This window comes from Carboxylicivirga agarovorans (genome assembly GCF_050589845.1).
Taxonomy (GTDB): domain Bacteria; phylum Bacteroidota; class Bacteroidia; order Bacteroidales; family Marinilabiliaceae; genus Carboxylicivirga; species Carboxylicivirga agarovorans.
The window spans coordinates 340,051-366,106 of record NZ_JBNGPA010000001.1; the positions used below are offsets into that span (position 1 = coordinate 340,051).

23 protein-coding genes are annotated in these 26,056 nt (G+C 39.6%); 11 read left to right on the top strand and 12 right to left on the bottom strand.

Annotation, left to right across the window (positions count from 1 at the left end):
* The first annotated feature begins 45 nt into the window (after nt 1–45).
* Together aroB and ACRD69_RS01305 are read left to right on the top strand one after the other, a co-directional pair.
* Nucleotides 46–1,116, top strand: coding sequence for a 3-dehydroquinate synthase (aroB, locus tag ACRD69_RS01300; RefSeq protein ID WP_430813247.1), 1,071 nt, complete (start codon nt 46–48; stop codon nt 1,114–1,116).
* 59 nt (nt 1,117–1,175) lie between these two features.
* The gene (locus tag ACRD69_RS01305; RefSeq protein ID WP_430813248.1) at nt 1,176–2,408 is read left to right on the top strand and encodes a 3-phosphoshikimate 1-carboxyvinyltransferase; all 1,233 of its coding nucleotides are present in this window, start codon (nt 1,176–1,178) and stop codon (nt 2,406–2,408) included.
* Between the two features lie 209 nt (nt 2,409–2,617).
* Here ACRD69_RS01305 and ACRD69_RS01310 read toward each other — a convergent pair whose 3' ends face one another.
* Nucleotides 2,618–4,531 (bottom strand): vWA domain-containing protein, encoded by a 1,914-nt coding sequence (locus tag ACRD69_RS01310; protein WP_430813249.1) that lies wholly within the window; start codon nt 4,529–4,531, stop codon nt 2,618–2,620.
* A gap of 102 nt (nt 4,532–4,633) precedes the next feature.
* Here ACRD69_RS01310 and ACRD69_RS01315 point away from each other — a divergent pair, with 102 nt between their 5' ends.
* The 3 genes from ACRD69_RS01315 to ACRD69_RS01325 all read left to right on the top strand — a co-directional run bounded on the left by ACRD69_RS01315 (nt 4,634) and on the right by ACRD69_RS01325 (nt 7,019).
* Nucleotides 4,634–5,227 (top strand): RNA polymerase sigma factor, encoded by a 594-nt coding sequence (locus ACRD69_RS01315; protein ID WP_430813250.1) that lies wholly within the window; start codon nt 4,634–4,636, stop codon nt 5,225–5,227.
* On the top strand, nt 5,220–6,506 hold the full coding sequence (locus tag ACRD69_RS01320; protein WP_430813251.1) for an energy transducer TonB: 1,287 nt from the start codon (nt 5,220–5,222) through the stop codon (nt 6,504–6,506). The genes ACRD69_RS01315 and ACRD69_RS01320 overlap by 8 nt, the downstream gene beginning before the upstream one ends.
* A 63-nt stretch (nt 6,507–6,569) precedes the next feature.
* Nucleotides 6,570–7,019, top strand: a complete 450-nt coding sequence (locus ACRD69_RS01325; RefSeq protein ID WP_430813252.1) for a hypothetical protein — start codon at nt 6,570–6,572, stop codon at nt 7,017–7,019.
* Between the two features lies 1 nt (nt 7,020).
* Here the strand turns inward: ACRD69_RS01325 and ACRD69_RS01330 are convergent, their stop codons facing one another.
* Nucleotides 7,021–7,599: a peroxiredoxin-like family protein gene (locus tag ACRD69_RS01330; protein ID WP_430813253.1), complete on the bottom strand. Its 579-nt coding sequence runs from the start codon at nt 7,597–7,599 to the stop codon at nt 7,021–7,023.
* A 141-nt stretch (nt 7,600–7,740) separates the two neighbouring features.
* Here ACRD69_RS01330 and ACRD69_RS01335 point away from each other — a divergent pair, with 141 nt between their 5' ends.
* Both ACRD69_RS01335 and ACRD69_RS01340 read left to right on the top strand, forming a co-directional pair.
* Entirely contained in the window at nt 7,741–8,349 is a 609-nt protein-coding gene (locus ACRD69_RS01335) for a porin family protein (RefSeq protein ID WP_430813254.1), read from the top strand.
* A gap of 196 nt (nt 8,350–8,545) precedes the next feature.
* Nucleotides 8,546–9,121 (top strand): outer membrane beta-barrel protein, encoded by a 576-nt coding sequence (locus ACRD69_RS01340; RefSeq protein ID WP_430813255.1) that lies wholly within the window; start codon nt 8,546–8,548, stop codon nt 9,119–9,121.
* 255 nt (nt 9,122–9,376) lie between these two features.
* Here ACRD69_RS01340 and folE read toward each other — a convergent pair whose 3' ends face one another.
* The 5 genes from folE to ACRD69_RS01365 form a co-directional block, all read right to left on the bottom strand.
* Nucleotides 9,377–10,000: a GTP cyclohydrolase I FolE gene (gene folE, locus ACRD69_RS01345; RefSeq protein WP_430813256.1), complete on the bottom strand. Its 624-nt coding sequence runs from the start codon at nt 9,998–10,000 to the stop codon at nt 9,377–9,379.
* A gap of 104 nt (nt 10,001–10,104) precedes the next feature.
* Nucleotides 10,105–10,827: a peptidase associated/transthyretin-like domain-containing protein gene (locus ACRD69_RS01350; RefSeq protein WP_430813257.1), complete on the bottom strand. Its 723-nt coding sequence runs from the start codon at nt 10,825–10,827 to the stop codon at nt 10,105–10,107.
* 140 nt (nt 10,828–10,967) lie between these two features.
* Complete coding sequence (locus ACRD69_RS01355) at nt 10,968–11,531, bottom strand: nitroreductase family protein (RefSeq protein ID WP_430813258.1); 564 nt, start codon at nt 11,529–11,531, stop codon at nt 10,968–10,970.
* A 102-nt stretch (nt 11,532–11,633) separates the two neighbouring features.
* The gene (locus tag ACRD69_RS01360) at nt 11,634–12,209 is read right to left on the bottom strand and encodes a superoxide dismutase (protein ID WP_430813259.1); all 576 of its coding nucleotides are present in this window, start codon (nt 12,207–12,209) and stop codon (nt 11,634–11,636) included.
* An 806-nt stretch (nt 12,210–13,015) separates the two neighbouring features.
* Nucleotides 13,016–13,618: a superoxide dismutase gene (locus ACRD69_RS01365; protein WP_430813260.1), complete on the bottom strand. Its 603-nt coding sequence runs from the start codon at nt 13,616–13,618 to the stop codon at nt 13,016–13,018.
* A gap of 206 nt (nt 13,619–13,824) precedes the next feature.
* On the opposite strand from ACRD69_RS01365, the gene ACRD69_RS01370 reads away from it, so the two are divergent.
* On the top strand, nt 13,825–15,120 hold the full coding sequence (locus ACRD69_RS01370) for an MATE family efflux transporter (protein ID WP_430813261.1): 1,296 nt from the start codon (nt 13,825–13,827) through the stop codon (nt 15,118–15,120).
* Between the two features lie 672 nt (nt 15,121–15,792).
* On the opposite strand, the gene ACRD69_RS01375 is transcribed toward ACRD69_RS01370, so the two are convergent.
* The gene (locus ACRD69_RS01375) at nt 15,793–16,704 is read right to left on the bottom strand and encodes a proline dehydrogenase family protein (RefSeq protein WP_430813262.1); all 912 of its coding nucleotides are present in this window, start codon (nt 16,702–16,704) and stop codon (nt 15,793–15,795) included.
* Nucleotides 16,705–17,015: 311 nt separating this feature from the next.
* Between ACRD69_RS01375 and ACRD69_RS01380 the strand changes: the two genes are divergently transcribed.
* Entirely contained in the window at nt 17,016–21,401 is a 4,386-nt protein-coding gene (locus tag ACRD69_RS01380; protein ID WP_430813263.1) for a PKD domain-containing protein, read from the top strand.
* Complete coding sequence (locus ACRD69_RS01385; RefSeq protein WP_430813264.1) at nt 21,401–22,456, top strand: PorP/SprF family type IX secretion system membrane protein; 1,056 nt, start codon at nt 21,401–21,403, stop codon at nt 22,454–22,456. Before ACRD69_RS01380 ends, ACRD69_RS01385 begins: the two co-directional genes overlap by 1 nt.
* A 157-nt stretch (nt 22,457–22,613) precedes the next feature.
* Here the strand turns inward: ACRD69_RS01385 and ACRD69_RS01390 are convergent, their stop codons facing one another.
* The 4 genes from ACRD69_RS01390 to ACRD69_RS01405 all read right to left on the bottom strand — a co-directional run bounded on the left by ACRD69_RS01390 (nt 22,614) and on the right by ACRD69_RS01405 (nt 25,389).
* The gene (locus tag ACRD69_RS01390; protein WP_430813265.1) at nt 22,614–22,910 is read right to left on the bottom strand and encodes a hypothetical protein; all 297 of its coding nucleotides are present in this window, start codon (nt 22,908–22,910) and stop codon (nt 22,614–22,616) included.
* A 245-nt stretch (nt 22,911–23,155) separates the two neighbouring features.
* Nucleotides 23,156–23,596 (bottom strand): Hsp20/alpha crystallin family protein, encoded by a 441-nt coding sequence (locus tag ACRD69_RS01395; protein WP_430813266.1) that lies wholly within the window; start codon nt 23,594–23,596, stop codon nt 23,156–23,158.
* A gap of 544 nt (nt 23,597–24,140) precedes the next feature.
* Complete coding sequence (locus ACRD69_RS01400; protein ID WP_430813267.1) at nt 24,141–24,734, bottom strand: outer membrane beta-barrel protein; 594 nt, start codon at nt 24,732–24,734, stop codon at nt 24,141–24,143.
* 34 nt (nt 24,735–24,768) lie between these two features.
* The gene (locus tag ACRD69_RS01405) at nt 24,769–25,389 is read right to left on the bottom strand and encodes a DUF4136 domain-containing protein (protein WP_430813268.1); all 621 of its coding nucleotides are present in this window, start codon (nt 25,387–25,389) and stop codon (nt 24,769–24,771) included.
* Nucleotides 25,390–25,568: 179 nt separating this feature from the next.
* On the opposite strand from ACRD69_RS01405, the gene ACRD69_RS01410 reads away from it, so the two are divergent.
* Nucleotides 25,569–26,039 (top strand): hypothetical protein, encoded by a 471-nt coding sequence (locus ACRD69_RS01410; RefSeq protein WP_430813269.1) that lies wholly within the window; start codon nt 25,569–25,571, stop codon nt 26,037–26,039.
* The last annotated feature ends 17 nt before the right edge of the window (nt 26,040–26,056 follow it).

The following is a 26,056-nucleotide window of genomic DNA, read 5'->3' on the forward strand; positions in this document are numbered from 1 at the left end:
CTCACATTAAACACAAACAGCTTGTTTTATCAATAAATTTTAAGAATGTTTCCTTTACTATCAAAAGAGTCGAATGTTTTTATTGCAGAAGATTTAAAGAAAGACGTTGAGTATTTCATTAATAATTTTTCGCACGATAAAGTATTTCTATTGTCTGATGAAACAGCTTTTGAAATGTGTTATCCGAAAATAAAGGAAGTTGTTGGTCTTTCTCCGGAGCGTACGGTAATTATTCCTTCGGGAGATAATAACAAAGGGATCGATTCTCTTGCCAAAGTATGGCACATGCTCAGTCATGGCGGGGCCGATCGCAAATCATTACTTATCACCCTTGGTGGTGGTATGCCTTGTGACCTGGGCGGATTTGCTGCGTCGACATTTAAACGCGGCATCCAGTTTATAAATATTCCAACCACTTTACTGGCGCAGGTTGATGCTTCGATTGGCGGAAAGACCGGCATTAATTTCGAAGGCTTTAAAAATGAAGTGGGTGTTTTTAACCAGGCCACAGCTGTATTGATTGAAACCAGCTTTCTGGATACGCTGGATCTGGAAAACATCATATCGGGCTTTGCTGAAATGATTAAACATGCTTTTATCTACTCCAATGAACGCTGGGAACAGCTGAAGGCTTTTGATATTAATAATCCTGACTACACTCAGCTTAAAGAGCTTGTTGCCGACTCTATTCGTATCAAGGATCATTTTGTACAAAACGATCCTTTGGAAAATCATATTCGAAAGGCACTGAACTTTGGACATACCTTCGGACATGCCTTTGAAAGTCTTGCCATGCATGAAAAGCGACCTATGTTACACGGCTATGCTGTGGCATTTGGCATGGTGTGCGAACTGTATTTATCACACATCCGCCTAGGCTTCCCAATGCCTTTGGTGATGGAAATCGCCAATCAATTAGAAGCTATTTTCGGACACTTTGATTTTACAAAAGAGCACTTTGACGAGCTGTATCAATTAATGACGCACGATAAAAAGAATGAATCGAACCAAATTAACTTTACATTACTGGAGGAAATTGGTAAAATTCAAATTAACTGCCGGGCTTCAAAAAAAGAAGTATTTGATGCCCTGCACTTCTACTGCAACATTAAATAGCCAATATTACGCTGACAACCATAGAGAATCACATCAGCTTAAAACAATAAAACAACACCATGCAATATACATTAGCCCACACTATCACAAGTGGTAATATCAAAGTACAGTTACCATCGTCAAAAAGTATCAGTAACCGTCTGCTTCTTTTAAATGCGTTGAGTTACAGTCCATATGAAATCAAGAACCTTTCCGATAGCGATGACACCAAGGCAATGCTGGGTGTACTCAATTCGAACAGCACCACATTTGATGTAGGGGCTGCCGGAACATCCATGCGTTTCCTAACGGCTTTTTTATCTAAGATAGTTGGCGAATGGGTTATTACAGGTTCATCACGCATGAAAGAGCGACCAATAAAAACACTGGTTGATGCCTTGAACCAGCTGGGTGGTAAAATAGAATACATTGAAAAAGAGGGCTACCCGCCATTACGTATTTTTGGCAGTAACCTTGAAGGTGGTGACCTGGAACTTCCGGGGAATGTAAGCAGCCAGTATATCTCAGCTTTATTGATGATTGCACCAACCATTGAAAACGGTTTACGCTTAACGTTAACCGGCGAGATAATATCGAAACCCTACCTGGAAATGACCTTGGCGTTAATGAAGGATTTTGGCGTTGAAAGCCATTGGAAAGGCAATACCATCACTGTTCCGGAAGGTAACTATCAACCTAAAGTTGTTACAGCTGAGTCAGACTGGAGTGCTGCCAGTTACTGGTACGAAATAGCAGCATTAAACCCTGAGTTAAACATCAACCTTCAAGGCCTGAAAAAGATAAGTTTACAGGGCGACTCCAATGTCCAAAAAATGTTTGAGCACCTTGGGGTAAAAACAAAATTTTCGCAAAAAGGAACAGTTTTAAGTAATACGGGAAGCAAAACAAGGAAGTTTAAATACAACTTCATTAATGAGCCTGACCTGGCACAAACACTGGCCGTAACATGTTGTTTGCTAAACATACCTTTTCACTTCACCGGTCTTCAGACTCTTAAAATTAAGGAAACAGATCGCATATCAGCCTTAATTAACGAACTTAAAAAACTGGGTTTTGTATTAAACAGCAACCATGTTGACGACCTTAGCTGGGAAGGTGACAAATGTGATCATTCAACTACCGAACCAATAGTTATCGACACCTATAAGGATCATCGAATGGCCATGGCTTTCGCGCCGGCAGCCTTTCAATTTTCAAACCTTGTTATTGATGATCCGATGGTCATCACCAAGTCGTACCCTAATTACTGGCAGGATATAGCCATGGCGGGTATTCAAGGGCTTGAGAAGTAATATTGAAAAAAACAGCAGACGCAATTACAGCTTAGATAAAAACAAAAACCAGCAGGCACTGAAATAGCTGCAGATGAGAAATGATTCCTCACCTCCCAAAGCTATTTCGGTGCCTGCTGTGTGCCTATACTTTATCTACCATCCGAATGGTAAAACCAGGGAAAGCATTTACTAACAACCTGCCTTCGACATAAAATCACGACCTCAGCTTAATACCGCCCTTTATTACTTACAAACCTGGTATTTAAAGATTCCGCTATTTCAATCAAACGCACCATTTCAGCTTTAAAGCCATCTTTATCTTTACCGCGGGCACCTGAAGCCAGCTCCTTAACAAAGTCATAATCTACTGTACCTTTATATTCTGAATCACGCAATAACATACCAAAAGCTGCCACAGAAGCAGCAAATTTAAAATCATCATTTGCACTGTTAAACTTCTGCACTTTACCGCTTACTGCTTTTTCAAGCAAAATACTTTTGGATGAATCGGGCTGTTTATACCGCAGCTTTATCGTTAGCCATTCATTCGAGGCATCCGCATCATCCAACTCTTTTGACTTCTGGTATTTTAGCTTATCAACAGTTTTGACCCAATCCTTAGCATCCTTTGCACCAAGCGGTATAAGTTCGTATAGCGCAGTAACGGTATGCCCGGCACCAATTTCACCCGCATCTTTTTTATCGTCGTTGAAATCCTCATCGTTTAACAAACGATTTTCATATCCAATTAATCGATAAGCCAATATTTTGGATGGGTTAAACTCTATCTGGAATTTCACATCCTTGGCAATCGTAAATAAAGTACCACCAAACTCGCTGACCAAAGTCTTTTGCGCCTCCTGTAAATTGTCAATGTAAGCATAATTACCATTGCCTTTATCAGCTATGATTTCCATGCGATCATCTTTATAATTACCCATTCCAAAACCAAGTACAGTCATAAAAATTCCACTTTCCCGCTCCTTTGCCACCAGGTCTTCCATTGCACCATTGGAACTTACGCCCACGTTGAAATCACCATCGGTAGCCAAAATTATGCGGTTATTGGCATGCTCCTGGTAATTTTCTTTAGCAAGCTTATAAGCAAGCTTTAAGCCGGCTCCTCCAGCTGTTGAACCACCTGCATTTAGTTGATCAAGAGCTTGTAATATATCTTTCTTATTTTTACCCGATGTTGGCTCCAAAACAACCCCTGCTGCTCCTGCATACACTACAATAGACACATAGTCTTCGGGGCGCAATTCGTTAACCAATAAGCGGAATGATGATTTCAACAAAGGCAGTTTATTGGCACTGCTCATTGAGCCGGAAACGTCGATTAAGAAGACCAGATTAGATGGGGGAAGCTTATCTTTTTCAATATTTTGTCCTTTCAGGCCAACCTTGAGCAGATAGTGTTCATCATTCCAGGGACATTCGGCCAGCTCCGGTTTTACTGAAAACGGATGTTTCCCCTCCGGCTGAGTATAGTCATAATTAAAATAATTGATCATCTCTTCAACCCTTACTGCATCTTTGGGAGGTAATTGACCATTGTTTAAAAACCTGCGAATATTGGTATATGAGGCCCTGTCAACATCAACCGAGAAGGTGGATAATGGACTTTTGGTAACTTGTTTATAACCATTTTCACTAACTGACGCATAGTTCTCGGTATTAAACTCCGCCTCATAATGATTGGCCGCAAAGTATCCTGCCGGATGCTTTTGCGCTTTTCGTTTAGAGGAAGATCGACTAATACTTTGGATGCCCCGTATTGCACCTGTAAAGGATATTTTCTTCGAAGTCCCATAACCTGTTACAACGACTTCCTGTATCTCACAAGCATCATTCTTAAGCGTCACATTTATTACCCGCTGTTTCTTCACCTCTATATCCCGCGGAACCATTCCAATAAAGTTGAAACGTAAAATATCATTTTCACCGATAACCTTAATGGTGTAATTTCCCTTAACATCAGTTACGACACCATTGTTTGTAACTTTACTTACAACAGACACCCCTGGTAATGCTGCTCCCTGCTCATCTGTTACCACACCACTTACAGTCCACCCCTGTGCTTGTATACCAAAACCCGTCAGCATTAACACTGCTATAACTAATAAAGCTTTCTTTTTCATATTCATAAGTTTTTGAGTTAAACACTTTGCCTATGGGATGCAGCTTATATTCTAATTCCATAAATCTTTTTAAGATTTTTTCTACTTTTAGAATCTACAGAAATGCATATGACACTTAAGTGGTTTAAAAACAAAGAGAAAAGCGATGAAGAATTATTAGATGCTTTTCAAAAATCGGGCAACATCGAACTGTTGGGGATGTTGTTTGAACGTTATATGCATTTAATTTATGGTGTTTGCCTGAAATATTTAAAAAATAAAGATGACGCCCAGGACGCCGTCATTGAAATTTATGAAAAGCTGGGCAAAGAACTATTGGAAAAACAGGTTGAAACATTTAAGCCCTGGCTGTATGTTGTTACAAAAAATTATTGCCTGATGGAGCTGCGCAAACAGCAGTCGCAACTCAAAAAAGCAAAAGAATTTGAAAAAAATGAGTTGTCGTTTATGGAATCAACCCAAAACATACATCTTAATACTGACGGGTGGGAACCTGAAGAAATGGACAAGCGCCTCCAGGAATGCTTAAGCAAACTAAGGGATCATCAGCGCTCTTGTATTGAATTGTTTTATTTTAAAGAACTTTGCTACCAGGAAATTAGTGATAACCTGAATATTGACCTAAAAAAAGTAAAGAGCTATATTCAGAATGGGAAACGAAATTTGAAAATTTGTATCGAGTCATACAGTGAGTAAAAAGAAACAACATAAAACCACTGATGCTTCCGAATTTCAAAAGTATTTAAACAATGAAATGTCGGGATCAGAAGCCAATGCCTTTGAACGTCAGCTACTCAATGATCCTTTTGAGGCTGACGCACTGGAAGGCCTGTCTATGCTTGATAAATCAAGGCTTGATACCGACCTGAATAAGCTAAAAAGAAATCTCAGTAAGCAAACTACTCTTTTCTGGCGACGCCCTGCTTTTTATGCCGCGGCATCCGTTATTCTATTATTCGGCATTAGCATTTCACTATGGCTATTCGTTCCTGATGAAAGAACATTAGTATCTGACAGCCAGTTAACACATGAACCTCAAATAGAATCGGAACCCGAAATAAAGGAAATACATACTGCGGAAGAGCCTGTCCTGGCAGAAAAGAAAGAAACAGTTCCTAGCACAGACGAAGTAATCGATCAGGAAGCCGAAATCTCAGAAACTGAACCTGCACCGGCACTTGCAAAAAGATCGGGCACCAAAGCAACGAAACTACAATCCAAAAGTAACTTTCAGCTGCGCGATTCAAAAGCTTTCACAATCAAAGCACCTCAATACGAAACCAATACCAGTAGAGTTGAGGAAGAAGTTATGGCTGTCAACTATGGTACTCTTGAAGGCGAACCTTTTAAGGGGCAAACCGGAATAGATACCGATGAACTTAAAATTGTAAAAGGCAAGGTGATGGACAAAAACAGAGAACCATTACCAGGTGCAACCATCAATATCAGAGGTACCCAGGTTGCTGCCGTAGCCGACATGGACGGAAACTACCAGATGAAAGTTCCGGTTAATGATACATCCAGGCCTATTGATGCATTTTATATAGGCTATGTTTCACAAGAATCAAACTCACCGAAAGCTGATTCGGTCAATTTCATGCTACAGGAAGACTTTATGGCACTCAGCGAAGTCGTTACTGTACAATCCAGCGAAGAAGAAAAACGTCGTATCAAAGAGTTTATACATGCCGAACCGGAGGGCGGACTTGAAAAATACATCAGTGATATTGAAGCTTCGTTACGCTATCCAGCCAAAGGAAGCGGTAAAAAAGAACAAATAACAGCCATTATAACCATCAATCAGCGTGGCGAAATAAAGAATATTGAGCTCAAACGAAGCCCGGGTGATGCCTTTGCTATTGAAACAATCCGCGCTATTCGTAATGGCGCAAAATGGCAGCCGGCCACCAAAAAGGGATTCCCGGTTGAGGATACGGTAAAAATAAAACTGAGCTTTATACCACAAGGCAAATAAATATTTACTTTGTCTAAGCAACCTTTTATATTTGCACTTGTCTACTAAAAGTAAAAACCTGACATGCGAAAACACCTAACCAAACTATCTGCATTATTGCTTGTACTTTTATTTATAAGCTGTGATCCCAACAGTTACATCACTAAAAAGCAATATTTCAAAAACGAGTATACCCTGGCAACAGTGGAGGCCCCGGATTTTCCCTTCCCTGATGATGAAAACATAAGCACCATCAATATCTCATTCCCAAAACAGGACGAATTTAAGCTGGAATTTTCCAATACATCATGTGGTGGCAATTACGAGGCAACAACTGAAGGAGCTATTAAATTTACACGTACCAATTGCTCTTCCGCCTGCTGCGAAACAGAATGGGATGAGTACATCCTGACACTTCTGCGAAAAGTAGAGAGCTATGATGGAGGGGACGACAGTAAGTTAACACTCTATATTGATGACAGTAACTACCTGGTATTGGAGACTTACAACAAGCCAATTATCAGCACGCCATAAACTACAAACTTCGCAGGATATCTTTCACACTCATTCGTGTTTTATAATTTTTATCGAAATGTCTGTTTGAAACGTAGCCGTCTTTACCGATTATGTATGTTGCAGGCACAGGCAGTGCCCTGTCTGTATTTCCGCTTGCCTTGTTAATATCAATTCCATATGTTTTATAAGCTGTAAACTTGGTTTTACTCATGGTAAATGTTACATCGTAAGCATCCATTATTTGATGCCCTTCATCATATATAACAGAAAATGACGCATTGGATTTATCAATGGTTTTTTCAATCTCTTCATTCTTCTCCGGTGTTATAGCTATTACCCTTGCTCCTTTATCTGTAATCATTTGCAGTGAATCCTGCAAGGCAGACATATGACGGTTACAGTAGGGGCACCATTGCCCGCGATAGAACACCAGTACAACAGAATGGGCTTCCAGTTCTTTGGCCAGGTCAACCCTGTTACCATGCTGATCATTTGCAACAAAACCGGGCGCTTTCTCATTAACCTGAATACCCTCCTGTGCACTCAAACTCACAAGTCCTGAAAATAATACTACACAAAAAACAATAATCTTTCTCATATTATAAGTATTTGATAGTTTAGCTTTTATTGCCTTTGCCATTTTGCAAAGGCAAACTTCACCAGGCAATTTAGTAAGTGCATTGCTTGCCATATCTGTCATACTTTTGTAAAAACAGATTATTAACGAAACACCTATAACATGAAAAAGGTTGTATTACTTACTGCAATTGCATTGTTAAGCATTTCTACTTTTGCACAAGATCGTTTTGCCCTTGGCTTAAAAGCGGGATTTAACTCAACGAAAATAAACCTTAGCGATATTCCGGATGGAACAACAATTAAGAATGAAGCTAATAACGGTTATCTGATTGGAGCATATGGTAAACTAAGACTATTGGGTTCTCTTTCTTTTCAGCCTGAGATCTATTATACAAAGAAATCATCTGAGATATCTATTTCTGATGAATTTTCACCTGTCATTAACAATGAGAGTGTTTTTCACACATGGGATATCCCATTATTAGCCAATCTTCAAGTTCTGGATTTAAAAGCCTTCAAAGTATATGGAATCGCCGGACCTGTGGCTTCTTTCATAGCTAAAACAGAGACTGATATTCCTGAGCTTGATGAATTCAAAAATACCAACTGGACGTTTCAAGCTGGTGGAGGAATTGAATTCTGGCGTTTAACTGCCGATGTACGCTATGAGTGGGGATTATCTGACATCTCTGACCTGGCCGATTTTAACCTGGGACAAAAAACTGACGTATTAACATTTTCAGTTGGATTTAAGCTGTTTGGAATGTAAAACATGGAATTCTAATTCAATCAAATATTCAAATCTATGCAAGCCGGCTCCCATTTTAGGAAGCCGGCTTTTTATTTACCCCTTCAATACGTATCAGGCTAGTAATTAAGTTCCTGCAAACATGAATAATGGCTTTACTTTCTACTTTACATTACTTAAATTACATAGAATTTTATATCAACTTAATTTAGTAACTATGAAAAGCGTATTAGGAATTTGCATGGCAATAGCTATGCTTGGCCTGGTTTCGAATGTACACGCCAGTGGAGATGGAACTGACGGCAGAGGTATCAGAGCAGGCTGGCAAAGTAGTTTTATTTCAATCGGAAACCAGGAATTGGATGAGTCATCAAACGGTTTCTATGTGGGAGTTTTTAAGAGTAATAACATCGGTGTCAGCCTTTTAAAGCTAGACTCTGGTATTGAGTATTATCAAATCAATGGTGAGGCCAATTCAGACCTGAATTTAAACACTGAATTAAAACTTCACTATCTAAGTATTCCTGTATCCCTAAGGGTAAAAGTTGGTCCTGTGTACGGATTAGCAGGCTTGAATGGGGCTGTTAAGCTGGGTGGTGATTACACCTTTCTTGGAGAGGACGTGGGTGTGAGTGATATCTCGACCTTTGATGCCGGAGCTCACCTTGGTGTTGGCGTTAAGTTTTTAATGCTCGGCGTTGAAGCCAAATACACCTGGGGATTGGTGGACATGGTGGATGATTATGATTCTAAAACTGAATATCTGCAATTGGGTGCAGTCTTATTTTTCTAATATTGATTATAAAATTGAAAGTGGGCTTGTTTCATTATGAAGCAGGCCCCTTTTATTTCCTGTCATTTCCCACAACATTGATGACAAACAGACACGCTCATTTGAAGCCGTTCGCATTAAAAATAAATCGGATCAGTTTATCAAGACTTCACCACTCAACAATCTTAATATCTTTTTAAACCGCAACTATAAGCACAAAAAAAGCTGTCTCAACAGCACTTTTGAGACAGCTTCTGTATATTCTCAGCAAGCTTACTAATGTAATCTTGAACTAATAATTTTCATGAATTCCTCACGTGTTGCCAGGTTCTTCTGGAAGGCACCCGTAAAATCAGAAGTCGTTGTAACAGAGTGTTGTTTCTGCACCCCACGCATCTGCATACACATATGTTGCGCTTCAATAACCACTGCTACACCAAGGGGATTAAGGGTATTTTGGATACACTCTTTGATTTGTGTCGTTAAGCGTTCCTGAACCTGTAATCGACGTGCAAAAGCTTCAACAACGCGCGCCAGTTTACTTAAGCCGGTAATGTGATGACGAGGAATATATGCCACATGTGCCTTCCCAAAAAACGGTAACATATGGTGCTCACACATTGAGTATAATTCAATATCCTTAACAACCACCATCTGCTGGTAATCCTCCCGAAACATGGCCGATTTAATAATCTCTTCAGGATCCATATGATAACCTTGCGTCAAAAATTGCATGGCTTTTGCAACACGAAGAGGCGTTTTCTCAAGTCCTTCGCGCGAAGGGTCCTCTCCCAGTGCACCTAATATTTTATGATAGTGTTCGGATAATTGCTCTGTTGTTTCATCATCATACGATTCCACCTTGGCGTATCCTTTATTTCCATTTAAAGTAAATTCCATTGTTGTGCGTTTGATAGTACAATCTTTTGCAAGCCACAAAAGTGCTTATTTTCTTTTAATATATTACTGATATTTATCTGATTTTATGCCTTACTTATCATGTTTTAAGGTTGCTCCTTTGACATGTCATGCTGTTGTTCATATATCCTGAGTAATAAATCCAGCTCATTCCTGTTGAGAGGCTGAACAGTAATTTCCTTAACCTTTTGTTCTGTAGGAGGTACAAACAAGCGCATCAAAGCCATGTTATCTGATGTGATTCCAATTGATTTTCCAGGTGGAATCTGCGTCTTGTATACAGTACTCCATGTTCGTTCCTGCAACACCATACGATGATTCATTTCAGCATCCATTTTTATCGGCGTCTGCGTCAGTGCCTGGTAGGTCGAGGCACGTACATTATTGGTTGCATAGGCCTGTTCGGGGGTAATGATCAAAGGCATTGTCTTTGCCTTTAATGACAGGTTCTCATAACGTGGCATCACAATTACCTCGCTTATCAGCACAGTATCACGGGTAAGAAATACACCCAACATGTAATTTTTATGCTTGAGTGAATCATTTACCTGAATGTAGGTGTCTTTGTAACCAACGTGCGAGAAGCGAACAATTTCACCCTGCTCTGCCCAAAATGAAAACTGCCCTTTTTCATCTGAAGAAAAATTGGTAGCATCGAGGTTAAACCTCGAATAAGGTAAAACATTAAGGCTATCTTGCTCAAAGACGACGCCGGTTACCCGTATTGAATCCTGATTATTTACTTGCGAAAAAATCAACTGAGGCAGGCAGCAGAGAAAAATGGAGATAAATAACTGGCTTCTATTCATAGCATTGAAAATTAGGATGGACTAATACAATAACTATACAACAAACCAAGATGGCTTTTAGTTGAATGAATAATCATGTGTGAATATCCATTAAAAAGCCCGGCTCAAAATAAGCCGGGCTTCAACATATACTAAAGGGTTTAAACAATAATATCTTTTAAGTCCCTTTTAGGAACATGGTGTACTTGCTGCACATCACGCCAGTACTTAATATTATCTTCTTTCATTTCTTCTACCTGCACTTCCTCCTTTGGTTTCCCCAAAGCGATGATGTGAACAATTTTTAAGTTGTCAGACAGGCGTAATTCGCGCTGAAGCTGCAGACGATTTAACGACCCGATAATACAACCTCCCAGACCTTTTTCAACAGCACCAAGCAGAATGCTTTGCGAAGCAATACCATCATCACAAAAATAATTGGCCGATATTTCGGTGTCATTCAGTAAGATGATATAAGCTGCCGGCTGTTCTCCTTTTTCTGGTCCTGGCCAGTCTTTCAGATAACCAGCCCATGACAGATGTGGAAAAATCTTATCATTAAGTTCAGGTGAATTAGATAAGAAATATTTTAGAGGTTGGGCATTACGTGCAGACGGCGACAAACGTGCTAAATCAACCAACTCATGTAAAGTCTCCAGCTCCACCAGTTCATCCTGATGGAAACGTCTGTAGCTGCGATTTTTAAGAATTAAATCTTTAAGCATAAAAACGATTTTTAGTTATTGTTTATAGGGTAAAAAAAAGCGAGACTTAATATACAAAAAATGTCATCAAGTCTCGCTTAAAATCCTTATAATTTCAATGTTTTAGTATCGTGACGAAATCACATCCCAATCTAAAATACTGAAGAATTCCTCAATGTACTTAGGACGAAGATTTTGCTTATCTAAATAATAAGCATGCTCCCATACGTCACAGGTCAATATTGGCGTTAATCCATTTCGAAGCGGATTACCGGCATTGCTTTCTTTAACTATTTCCAATGAGCCATCTTCTTTTTTCACTAACCATGCCCAACCCGAACCAAATAAAGTGGCAGCGGCAGCAGAAAATTCTTCCTTGAATTTATCAAATGAACCAAACGAAGCTTTTATCGCATCGGCTAAAGCACCTGTTGGCTCTCCTCCTCCGTTGGGTTTAAATGACATAAAATAGAAAGTATGGTTCCACACCTGTGCTCCGTTATTAAAAATGCCTCCCTCCGATTTCTTAACGATCGTCTCTAAATCAGCATTTTCAAATTCAGTTCCTTTAACCAGCTTATTCAAGTTATTCACATAGGCCTGATGGTGTTTCCCATAATGAAATTCCATAGTTGTTTTGGAAATAACAGGCTCAAGCGCATCCAGCGCATACGGTAATTTTGGTAATTCAAAGTTCATATTTGTTCGTTTTAGATATTTGTCTTGGGATTAAACAAACATAGCAATTTTATGTTTTCAACATTTCAATAATTTTTTGGATCACGTACAAAAGTTGGGTCTAATCTGGAAATGTTTAATTTTCTGGCGAATTAGAATTAAACTAAAGAGCTTACTAAGGAAGTTATCAGCTTTTTTCTATAAGCATAATACACCAGCTTGTATCTAAGATATTTCTTAGGCTGAAAGCCTAAAACATCACAACAAGGGGCAACGCCCCTTGCAGGATTAATCAATTAACTATCAGACTGTAAGTCTGAAACTATCGCCAATAATATTTAGGCTTGTATTCCAGGTTATACTCCTTAAAAAACATCTCAACCTCCTCTTGATAGGATAAATGCTTATGATGTTCTTTTGGGTTGATTATGATAATGATTGTCCCATAGTTTATGGATAAGCGTATTATAAATGTTCCAGACCTACAGCCTGGATTGTCATTGTATATATGTGCTTGGGGCGTTGCCCCAAGTTTTGATGTATCAGGCTTTCAGCCTGACATACAGCTATAATATTATTAAATTTTTCATCAACGGAGAAACTGAAATTTCAGTTAATCACCCCAAACCTAATATAATAAAAACAGATGGCTGTTTAGAGGCGTGACAGATGTGAAGTTCTTCTCTATCGTTTGTGTAAAATTTATGCCTGGACCCAGAAATTGTTTGTGATCCAATATTTTCAGAAAGTGTAAAAACACAGTTTTATAAAAAATAAAAAGGGAACTCACGTTTGAGCTCCCTTTTTTCCCAGACAAAATGAACAAACTAAACTTTAAAACGTCTCGTTACTTCGTCCCAATTGATAACGTTCCAGAACGCACCAATATAATCAGGACGTCTATTTTGATAGTGTAAGTAATAAGCATGCTCCCAAACATCCAATCCTAAAATTGGTGTTCCTTTAACATCAGCAATATCCATTAATGGATTATCCTGGTTAGCAGTCGATGTAACTTCAAGTGAACCATCTGCCTTTTTTACCAGCCACGCCCAGCCTGAACCGAATCGCGTTGCGGCAGCTTTGTTAAATGTTTCTTTAAAAGCATCAAAAGAACCAAAGGCCTTATCAATTGCAGCTGCCAACTCACCGTCAGGCTGTCCGCCTCCATTAGGCGACATTACTGTCCAAAATAAATTGTGGTTATAAAAACCACCACCATTATTACGAACAGCTACAGACTGTTGTGATACATTGGCTAAAATATCTTCGATACTTTTCCCCGCCAATTCGGTACCTTCAACTGCTGCATTTAAGTTATTTGTATAACCTGCATGATGTTTTGAGTGATGTATCTCCATTGTACGTGCATCAATATGTGGTTCTAATGCATCGTAAGCATATTGTAATTTTGGTAATTCAAAAGCCATATTCGTCTTCTATTATTTAGATTAAAATCAGATTAACGATTCAAAACTAAAAACTATTTGGAATTAGTCCAAATAAAATAAAGACATTTTTGTCTTTTATAGTGATTTTATTTTACACGCCTCCTAAAACACTTAATAATTAGGGATTTATTTAAAGCTTTAATTTTAATCAAATAAGCTTATCTTCGTCATCAGATTTCGCACACATGAATAAAGACATCCTTAAACTGGCAATTCCTAATATTCTAACCAATCTTACGGTGCCACTTCTTGGCATGGTGGACATGCATCTGATGGGTTATCAGGATTCATCAGTATTTATGGGAGCAGTAGCACTTGGGGGCGTTATTTTCAATTTTGTTTACTGGGGTTTTGCCTTTTTACGCATGAGCATTAGTGGCCTGGCAGCCCAGGCCTTTGGACGCAAGAACACCAATGAAATGGCCATGATGCTCTTTAGAGGTTTATTTTTAGCCCTTAGTGCCGGAGTGCTGTTACTACTATTGCAAAAAGGAGTGGCTGGCTTAAGTTTAAAAATCCTGGAAGGGAGCCCTGAGGTTAAACAACTGGCAGCCGATTATTTTTACATTCGCATATGGGCTGCCCCACTGGCCATTTCTCTGATGGTTATCAACGGTTGGTTCCTGGGCATGCAAAATGCCATTTACCCCATGGTCATCTCTGTCACTATAAATATTGTCAACATCCTGTCTTCTTTCTTTTTCGTTAAGCTATTGAACATGAAAGTGGAGGGTGTTGCTCTTGGGTCGGTTGTAGCTAACGGTGTCGGATTTATTTTGTCTCTTATCTTATTTCTTAAACGATACAGCTATATATTAAAGGAGTTTAATATTAAGGTGATATTGAATAAAAACGGCCTGTTGCGCTTTTTAGATGTAAGTGGAGATATTTTTCTACGCACACTATGCATCATTGTGGTGTTCACCTTTTTCACATCTAAATCAGCAGGCACCGGCGATTTGATTCTGGCAGCCAACAGCGCTCTTTTGCAATTCCTTTTCTTGTTCTCGTATTTTCTGGATGGCTTTGCCTATGCAGCCGAGGCATTGGTCGGAAAATTTACCGGAAGCAAAAACATTACAGAAGTCAGGCGGACGGTTCGCTACTTATTTGGCTGGGGAGCAGGCTTTGCACTGCTGTTTGTTGGCATATACGGTGGTCTTGGGAAGCAAATTCTACTCTTATTCACTAACCAGGCAGACGTTATTGAAGTTGCCGGAACCTATTTACCATGGCTCATTATATTGCCAATTACAGGTTTTTCGTCATTTATTTGGGATGGTATATACATTGGAGCAACAGCGTCGCGCCTGATGCGAAACACAATGCTACTGGCCACAGTCGTATTCTTTAGCTTGTTTTATGCGCTTAAAGCAGACATTGGCAATCATGCCCTGTGGCTGGCCATGAACTGTTTTATGCTGGGGCGGGGATTGTTTCAAACCTTTTTTTATAACAAATTGAATATCTTCAGACTGTAAACAAACTTCTTTTATTTATTAACATTCTGATTTTTAATCATTAATTCTTTCTGATTTTATTAATCAGTTACAGATGGCAGGCTCATATCTTTACATGTGCGGGATTTAAATCGAAGATGATCTCCATTATCTATTATAAAACTACGCCCCAATGATCATCAGAGGAAAGGATTAAAAGGATTACTCCAGAGCTGATTTAAGGATATCATCTATACCTAGACGATGTAAATTATAATGACATTCTTTTTTTAACGGGAGAAAAGTGGCTTGAAAGACAGGAAAGCTTCATCAGACATAAGGGTGGAAGCATTGATTGGCCCTACTCATATATTATTTTGGAATTACATGATTCATTACTCATTGTATAGTCATTCTTTATTCAATATTCATTGAACGAACATTGAACGAACATTGAACGAACATTGAACGAACATCGAACGAAATTCATATTGATTCCTAAAAATATATACAAGGAAATAATACGTTGGAATGTGCAGGATAGCTATCGACCTTGAGGTATTATATCAGTAAAAACTTCATTTATGATTTAAATAAATGCATAAGCACAACGGTTGTTCCATATGGTAAAATATATGATAGAAAATCCCAAAAAAAAAAAATGACACCCCATCATTCCGGGATGCCATTTAACTATTCAATAACAATTCTTATTTAGCCTTTAATAAACAATGACTTAATAATGTGATTAGCCATTTTAGGATTTTCTTTTAAGCGGCGTGTACTATAACCAAACCAATCTTTACCATAAGGTACATAAACACGCATCTTATAACCTTTATTCATTATTTCTTTACGTAACTCAGGAGTTACACCATATAACATCTGGAATTCAAACTGCTCGTTTGGAATATTATTTTCTTCAATGATCCTGATAGCACCCTCAACCAGCGGACGGTCGTGCGTAGCTATACCCACATATACTTTATTCTTTAACAGGTACTCCAGATCTTTCAGGTAATGCTCATTTACCTCATGGTAATCCTTATATGCAATTTCCTTAGGTTCAACATATATTCCTTTACACAAGCGGTAATTAATCGGCGTTTCATCCGAATGAATATCCATTAAGTTTTCCAGATCAGGCATTGTACGTTTAAGGTAGGCTTGGAATACCAATCCAACATTCTTAGGAAACTCGGCCTTTAACTTACGGAATAATTCAATCTCCAGGTCCACACATTTGGAGTCTTCCATATCTACACGCACAAAATTACCGTATGATGCTGCTTTTTCAACGATCTCACGAATGTATTGATAGCAAATTTCCTTATCGAGCAATAAACCAAAGCTGGTTGGTTTTAAAGAATAATTACCATCAATTTTATCCTTTTCAAAGCGTTCAATGATCTGAAGGTATTCATCCTTGTTCTGTTTAGCCTGATCAAGGTTTGTTATAAATTCCCCCAACAAGTCGACAGTTATCAACATACCATTATCGTTCAACTGCCTTGAAGCTCTAATCGCTTCATCAATCGTCTCGCCTGCAATGTACTTTTTCGAAAAAATCCAAACGAATTTCTTCGGGAAATAAGGTAAAGTTCTTGCAATTAATTTATTCATCATTGTAGATTTCCTTTTAGTTAGTTTCTGAAAAAGTTGCTATTTATCGGAACCAAAAAGCATATAGCTGCGTAGTACCGACTGTAGTCAATAACAATATTTGGATTTCCCAGGGAGTAATTCTTGAATTCAGATAGGTAAATTTTGCCACACTTTTGAAATTAAAAAATGACTAAACTCACCTTTTAACCTAAACCGAGTCAAACATGACATAAATCAGTGTAATAAATAGTGATAATAATCGTATAACAACGATATAATATAATACTCCTGTTAATTAAAAAGATAACAGGCCAATCGTATTAAAAATGCTTATGGACGGTAAAATAAAAGCAATTTTAATAGTATTAGGCATACTATATCCTTTTTTGAATGGACAGTCTCAGGAATGCAATGTAAATGTATTAACCAGGGGCGGACCTTTCACACCCTATAACCTTTGTGCGCCTGTTACTGTTGAGTGGGAACCTTTCTACACTCTGGCTGAAGACATCAGTGGCAGACAAGTCGAGTTTTTATTTGATTGGGACGATGGTAATGTGGAATTTATAGCAGCCAGCCTGGTTGATGCTGCCGCAAAAAAATGGGCAGTACCTTTAATGACACACGATTACGATAGTGACCAGTGCCACTATAATCCCGAGTTATACATTGTTGTTGATGGCGTTATATGCGAGAATTCATTACGCTCTGAAACGGTCATCGTATGGGATACAGACGACAAGAACGGTGGTGAGATTTCCATTGACCCGCGGGTCTTCCCTATTTGTGTTGGCAACAGTGGAGGCGTAACCTTTATGGACAATAGCCAATGGAACTGTGTTCCGCCTGACGAAGATGATACACCCAATAATTACAAACGCTGGATTCAATGGATTTACGGAACCAACAATGGCGCTCCTAACTTCATTGATAATGCACAGGTTAACGGAGTAGTCAGATCATACCCTTATACAGGATCTATTGATGTAACTTCAGAACCTATTCTGGCTCCGACAGCTCCCTGGAATGAGGCTTTACCCATATTTGTTCCTGCGGGAAGGGCGGTAGGCGATGAGTTTGAAGTGACATTAAACAACTGGAATTATTGTAACCCTTACGACCAGGGTTACCCACCGGTTACCACCACGGCCATTGTACTGATAGTTGATGACCCAGATGGTAGCATAACTCCTGTTGGGCCATTTTGTGAAAATGATAACCCGGTTATTCTCACCCCTGTTACCCCGGGAGGACAATGGTCGGGCCCTGGTATTACCGATGAGTGGACGGGTGAATTTGATCCTTCCCTGGCGGGACCGGGCACTCATACCATACAATATTATGTTGAAGATGGCAATAGCTGCAGTGCTACCGGAACAACAATAATTACCGTATTGGATTCTCCATTAGCAAACGTATCAACAGGACCGGAAGCCTACTTATGTCCTGGCACCCAGCTTCAGATCAATGGTAATCCAACACAGGGTCTGGTGCCATACACCCACCTATGGACAGGGGACACAAGTCCCTTAAATGATGTCAACATTGACAATCCCTTATTTGAAACAACCGTTGAAGGTACATATATATTAAGCTACCGTGTCACAGACAGCAACGGATGCTATGATGAGCAAACCATTACCATTGGTGTAGATTCGGTAAGCATACAATTTCTCAATAAAGATTTAATACTTTGCTCAGGTTTCAACCAAACACTGGAGCCTAACCCTGTTGGCGGCTCAGGCACCTTTGTTTTTCATGAATGGAGTGGTGACCGCGTCGATCTTCTTTCGGCTACAGACATTGAAAACCCAGTGTTTAATTCAGCAACACCAGGACTTTACAAATACCAGTATACGGTACGTGATTCATACGGGTGCGAAGATGTGGACAGCGTTTATGTCAACGTATACGAGCAACCTGTCAGTGAGGCCGGAGCCAATGATAATGCCTGTGGATTAAGCTATACTTTACAAGCCATTCCATCTGTCGGTTCAGGACAATGGAGCCTGACATCCGGTCCGGGAGCTGCCAGTTTTTCTGATGTTAATGATCCGAATGCTCTTGTTAATGTTGATCAATACGGCGACTACATTTTTGCCTGGAGTGAGGATAATAAGGGCTGTGCCGACATCGACGAAGTAACGATCACCTTTATTGAGCTTCCTACGCCATCTGTTATGAATGATGCGGATACATGTGGGCTTAACTATCTTCTAGTGGCAAATGCCGACATAGGGATTGGTATGTGGAAACAAATTTCAGGCAGTGGTACAGCCTTGTTTTCAGATGCCGGTTTGGCATCAAGCAATGTCACAGTATCTTCGCCCGACATGTATGAATTTGCCTGGGTAGAAGATAATAACGGCTGTATGGCGGGAGATACTGTCAGTGTGGAATTTTATCCGGTACCTGTTGCCAGTGTGGCTCCTTTTGATGATGAATCATGTAGTCCGACCGAGGTTCTTTTCAGCAATACCTCAACTGACGCAGATACATATTTATGGGACTTTGGCGATGGCTTCATATCAAACCAAAGCAATCCGGGTCATACATTTGTCAACAACACGTTTTCCCCGGTCGATTATACAATCGAGTTAAGGGCGTCAAACAACTATGGCTGTGTCGACACGAGCCAGTACAATATCAAGGTGCTTCCCACCCCTATAGCGGAATTTGAAAACGATGAAGAGCCTGCCTGCAGTCCTTTGGAATTAGAGTTCACAAACTTATCTGAAGGCGCAAGTACTTATGAGTGGGTATTTGGCGATGGGGAAAGCAGTACTGTAGAAAATGCCACTCACACCTATGTTAACTCCGAACTTTATGTGCAGTCATATAATGTCGAGCTTATTGCAAGCAATGCATACGGATGCCGTGATACCTTAGATAAATATGTGACGGTTTATCCATTGGTTGAATACGGATTTGATGTTTCACCAGTTGAAGGCTGTCATCCTTTAAAGGTTGATATGGTGGCTGAACCCGGGGCCTATTCTTACAAATGGGAGTTTGGAGATGGTCAATCACTGGATGGAGCCAACATTGCAAGCCATATATTTGAAAATACTGAAAGCAACCCCAAAGAGTTTACCATTAAGTTGCACACAAGTTCAGCATTCGGATGTCGTGATTCATCTGAAGCAAATGTGAGGGTATTACCGTCTCCTCAAAGTCAGTTTGAGCTATCTGACAACGAAGGATGTTCTCCTTTTGAAGTTCAGTTTACCAATCAATCTACAGGTGCAAGCTCTAGCACCTGGATATTTGGCGATGGGGCGATATCAGATGGAAACGGCACTTCAAATACCAGTCATTCTTATGTAAATCCTGAATTAGCAGCTATTTCGTTCCAGCCTAAACTTATAGTGCAAAACGAATATGGCTGTAAAGATTCAAGTCTGCATTATTTGAATGTTTATCCAAAGGTCGTGGCTTCCATTTCTGACGGTGGTGCCGGATGTACGCCTTATTTCGAGAGTTTACTCAACAACTCCGTCGGTGCCAATCAGTTTACCTGGAATTTTGGTGATGGCAACACATCAAATGCATTCAACGGACATAATGAATACCTAAATAACACGCTTGAAGATCAGAATTACCAGGTTGAGATGATTGCTGAATCACCTTATGGATGCAGTGACACTACCTATACGTCTGTGACAGTTTACAGAAAACCGGTTCCGGCTTATACCCTTACGCCAAAGGAATTACAAATGCCTGAATCAACAATTACTATCAACAACCAGACACAGGGCAACGGATGGAATTACCACTGGCAATTTGGCGACTCACAAACCAGTGATGTGAAAGATCCCGGAACCCATACCTATGGAGTATCGGGTGAATATGAAGTTTGGTTAAGAGTTAATGGTGAACATTGTGCTGATTCATTGATGCAAATGCTTACTATTTACCCAACATTACCGGCTCTGGATTATGGTCCTGATGCCGAAGGCTGCCCTCCGCTTGCTGTGCAGTTTTACAATAACACAGTTGATGCACACACCTATTTTTGGGACTTTGGCGATGGTAATGTTTCATCAGAGAAAGAACCCGAGCACACGTATCACACTGCAGGCAGGTACAAGGTGAAATTAATGGCTGAAGGTCCTGGAGGAATGGTTGAGGCTGACAATGTTGAAGTATGGGTTTACGAAAAACCCTTTGCGAATTTTGAGGTAAGGCCAACACTGGTTAAGCTACCCGAAACTGTTTCGTTCATCAACCTGTCAGAAAGAGCGACAAGCTATCTGTGGGACTTTGGTGACGGAACAACATCTACCGACCACTCGATACAATACCAGTATGAAAATGCAGGTGTTTACGATGTAACCCTTCAGGCAATAAGCGAACAAGGATGTATTGATGAATACGTCATGAGAGAAGCCGTTATTGCAGAGGAAGCCGGCAGCATTAGTTTTCCAAATGCCTTTACCCCTAACCCGGCCGGGTCGTCGGGCGGACATTACAAACCAGGTTCATCTGACAATTTTGTCTTTTACCCGTTTGTGGTCGAAGGTGTTGTTGAGTATGAATTGCGCATCTACACCCGTTGGGGTGAATTGATATTTGAGAGTCAGGATATTAACATTGGCTGGGACGGTTATCACAGGGATAAAATATGTCCTGGCGGCGTTTACATCTGGAAAGTCAGGTGTCGCTTCTCAAATGGTAATATGGAAGTAAAAACAGGTGATGTAACACTATTCAGGTAATGAAAAAAACGATATATATACTCTTATTCCTCATATCGGTGGTGAGCAAGGCACAGGACCCGCATTTTTCGCAGTTCTACGCCAATCCACTGTACCTCAGCCCATCATTGGCCGGGTCGACCGATGGTGGACGTCTGATTGTGAATTATCGCAACCAGTGGCCTGAGGTATCAAAAGCCTTTTCAACATATGCCATTTCATTTGACAACTTTTTTCCGTCATTCAATAGCGGCATTGGCTTCTATCTCATGCAGGACAAAGCTGGTAGTGCAGGACTTACCACAACAAATGCTGCTTTTCAATACTCCTATAATCTGATTCTATCGGATTACTGGCAGGTAATACCGGCCGTTCAGTTTGCCTATGGCAATAAAAGCGTTGATTTTACAAAAGCGATCTTCCCTGATCAGCCTCCATTATCAGGAGGTTCAACAGGTGCATACAATCGCCTTTCAAATGATCAAATTCATTATATCGATCTGGCCAGTTCAGTATTTCTGTATTCGCCAAAGTACTGGATCGGAGTAACTGTCGATCATCTTGCTAAACCCAACTATACCTTCCTCAATGAGGAATCAAAAGCTGAGTTAAAATACACAGTATTTGGCGGGATGAACATCTGGAGTGAAAATCGCCGAAACAGAGCACAACATGCCTTTTCAGCCAGTTTCAGATATCAGCGACAGGCTGAATTTGAGCAAGTGGACCTGGGTGTTTACTGGCACAATTCTCCTCTTGAAATTGGCGTATGGTACCGGGGCTTACCCATCATAAATAAGGCAGAAGGAAGTGCCGCTGTCAACCAGGATGCGATCATAGCCTTGTTGGCTTATGACCTCGGACCCATAAGAGTGGGATACAGTTATGATATAACCATCGGAAGCCTTGGATGGTCAACGGCAGGTGCTCATGAATTATCACTGATATTTGAGTTTAATCAACGTACCAGGTTACGTTCCGGCGGCCGTCGTCCTGCAGTACCTTGTAGCGAAAGCGCCAATCCTCTAAATAGTGTTGGTGGAAAATATACGCGCAAAAAGCGTAAATTATATTAATGTTTAGACACAAAAACTCAAGATAATAAAGTTAAGAGCAGGGATTAATACGACCAGTTGTCATCGTTGTATTCGTCTCGCTCAACCTCATCGTACCACAGGCTGATATCAACAGAGTCATACTCTGAGCCATAAATGATTTTGTAAAAGGTTATGGTCACTGTTTTGGATGCTTTGGAAGACAATAACCAACATCAACGCTTTGTTTCTCTATCACCATATCGCCCATTTTAAGGCTTGCTGTGACGGTAAGGTTACAAGCATCCAGTTGCCCTTTGTTTTTCACCTTAACATCCATAACTGCTTTACCTTCGGTAATTTTTCTGACAGATGATTGCTCAACGACTTTACAATTAGCCTCATGGTGACCATAAAGGGCTTCGTCTAACAGACTTTCGCATGATGTTAACAGCATGACAAGAAAAAGAAAGGGTATAAGGTTAAAGTATTTCATTGTTGTTAAGCTTGGTTTGTAATAAAGACAATCGATACCATAAAAACACTTAACCCACCACATCAGTATATGCTAAAGAAAGCATACATACCTTTCTGAAAAGCGGGGCGTATTGCACAAAAAAAGGCTGCCTTTCGGCAGCCCAAATCACATCCATATGAAAAAGTCACTCTATTTGCGTCTCTACTCTAATTATTAGTTGACAGAGAACAGCACCCGAGCCAAACCCCGGGGCATTCTATTGATTATACGATATCAATTAATCGTTTTGGTTGAGGCTTCGCCTCTTCTTTCTTAGGCAAGGCAATATTAAGGATGCCGTTTTCGTACTTTGCTTCAATGTTCGACTCTTTTACCTTGTCTTTTGGTAAGGTAAATGAACGTTTGAAGGAACCATAGTTAAACTCAAAGTGCGAATAGCCTTTTTCGTCTTTCTTAGCCTCTTTCTTAGCCTCAATCGTCAGAATGTTATTGTCAATCTCAACGTTAAAGTCTTTTTTATCAAACCCGGGAGCCGCTACCTCAATACTAAAAGCATCGTCTGTTTCTTTAATGTTGACTTTTGGTGTGTTGTAATACTGACCACCTTTAAACACATCTGAATCATTCACTAATTCATTACCAAAAAAATGGTTTAATAAACTTCCTGATTGTGGATACCTGTTGTTAAATCTTACTAATCTCATGATAAAATCTCCTATTATTTAAATTTTTAATTGTTTTCTGTTGTGTCTATCCTATTTCAATGATGATGCCAATTGGACATACAGGTCAGACTGTCAGAGTTTTACCTTTAGCTGATGTCATTTTGTCTGATAATATTAAAAAATAACGCCATTTTGACATTAACAATTAAGTAACACTTGGTAATCTTTATTTAAACTATAAATAACAAAGAGGTAACCGGCAGGTGAAGCTAAAAGAAGACATTTGTCACCGTTATGAGAGTTATTTTCCTCCCAACAATTCCTGTGTGTATAGAGGTTGCCCCAGGCAACCTCTTTTTTATGTAAGATATTTACAAAAGTATTTATCCCGCTTATATATTAAAATGAGCCTTATTATCGTGAGAGCAATACATTTTAACTGCAAAAGAGATCCGATATCCTTTGAGAACTCACAGATATAAGAAAAGCGAAGGCACAAAAAAACCGCCCCTTAAATTGGGGCGGCCTATCAATTTTTAGAAGTATTATCTTCTCTATCTTCTAATAGCTTTAAAAATTAAGCTTAGTAATCCCAGCTAAATCCTACATTGATCCCTAACCAGTTTTGTTGAGGCAGATCAGATGATTTAAAGGATGTGCTGTAATCAAGGCTAATGGCTAAGCTGGTTCGGTAATTAAATGGTACTAATATCCCTGCTTTGGGAGCAAGCGACCATGTCCATCCCTTATCACTTGTTGAGAACAAACCATTATCCACACGGCGTTCCATATAGTAGGTACCTGCAGCCAATCCAACAAAAGGTCTTATAACGGCATCATCGCTGGCAAAATAGTACTTTCCTGTAGCCTGAATAGGAATAGCATTTAAATAGCGATACTGTTTACTGGTAATAGCACCATTCTCGATTGGATAGGTATCTCTGTCCATCGCTTCGTAAAAAGTATTCCATCCAACCAGGAATCCAACACCTACACTTGGATTAACTAACTTTTCAAACTCAATATTACCACCACGGAAACTGGCGGGATTGATATAATCTTTGGTATCACCCATTGGTAAGGCCATACCATAATATGCGTTTGTTTTGTTTTGTGCACTTACCCCAATGCTTACTAACGTAAGTGCAACTATTAATAAAGACTTTACTAATTTCATTTCTTTCTAATTAATATGTTGAGGTAAATGTTAGTTAAAACGGTGCCTGATTAAACAATTCATCAATACCCCTTTCAATACGGAATGAAGCATAATCCTGACTTCCCTGAATCAGCCCATCCAAAACTCCGGTATATACCAAAGGAACTGTTTCTTCTTCAAGGTTTTTGTTTTGATAATCGGCCATTTCGATAACCACTGAACCCGTTTTAAAATTGTAATAAACCGGATACCATGGGTAGTAACCACCCCATCCCCAACCGGGATACCATGGATACCAACCACCCCACCAGCCACCGCCGGGAATCCAGGCAGCACCAGAGTTGTTTTGTTCAATAATTACAATGGCTACGGCAAGCGTCGTATCTCCAACAGCTTCAGTCATCCCTAAAGCCTGCAGTTCTCTTGTCACCTGAGCCAATATATCTGCATCATGCACCCGATCCGGATCTTCAACTTCATCTCCATCTTTAATATGAAGAATCTCCTCGGGCAAAGCGTATGTTTCTCCACTTAAATTATCGAAGTCATAATCAGGATCAAATTTTGAAATGGATGTATCCAGCTCATCAACATACTCAGCCCCGCCCGGGTAACAAGCATAGACAGTAAATGCCAGAGCAGTAGCTAATAAAAAATTCAGTTTTGTTTTCATTATCTATTCATTTGTTTAAGGTTAGATGAATTAACTCAATTCAAGTTGCTTCACCAATAAAGTTTCATTTCAATAAGACTTTCTCCAAATTCCGTTAAATTATTGAGTTATATTAAAACAAATATATCACCATTTTGGTTTATTTTAGCATATCAATTAACCGATAACAAAATTAAACTATGAAAAGATTATTGTTCATGATGGGAATTTGCCTTTTGACGCTTTCCACCACAAAGGCACAAACTACTGATCAGGAGATCAGTCTGATAACTTCGATTTTAAAATCTGAGATCAAGGTATTTTACGCACAAAACCTTGAGTTGACTACAGGGGAAAGTGAACTGTTCTGGTCTATCTATGACCAATACGAAGTCGACTTAAAAACACTTAGTAATGAGAGAATTAAGTTACTCCAGGCTGTTCTCACAAATCCGGAAGAGGTATCTGCCGAAAACCTGGATAAAAACATCAGCGGACTGCATAAGTTAAACAAACAGCGTCAGGACCTGAAGTTCAAATACTACAAGCTACTTAAGAAAAAAGTAAGCCTTAAGGTGGCCACTCAATTCTATCAGATTGACTCGTATCTGCATACAAACATCAATGCTTCATTAAGCGAAAGTATACCTTTGATCGTCCCTAACAAGTAAACTAAGAATAGTTACAG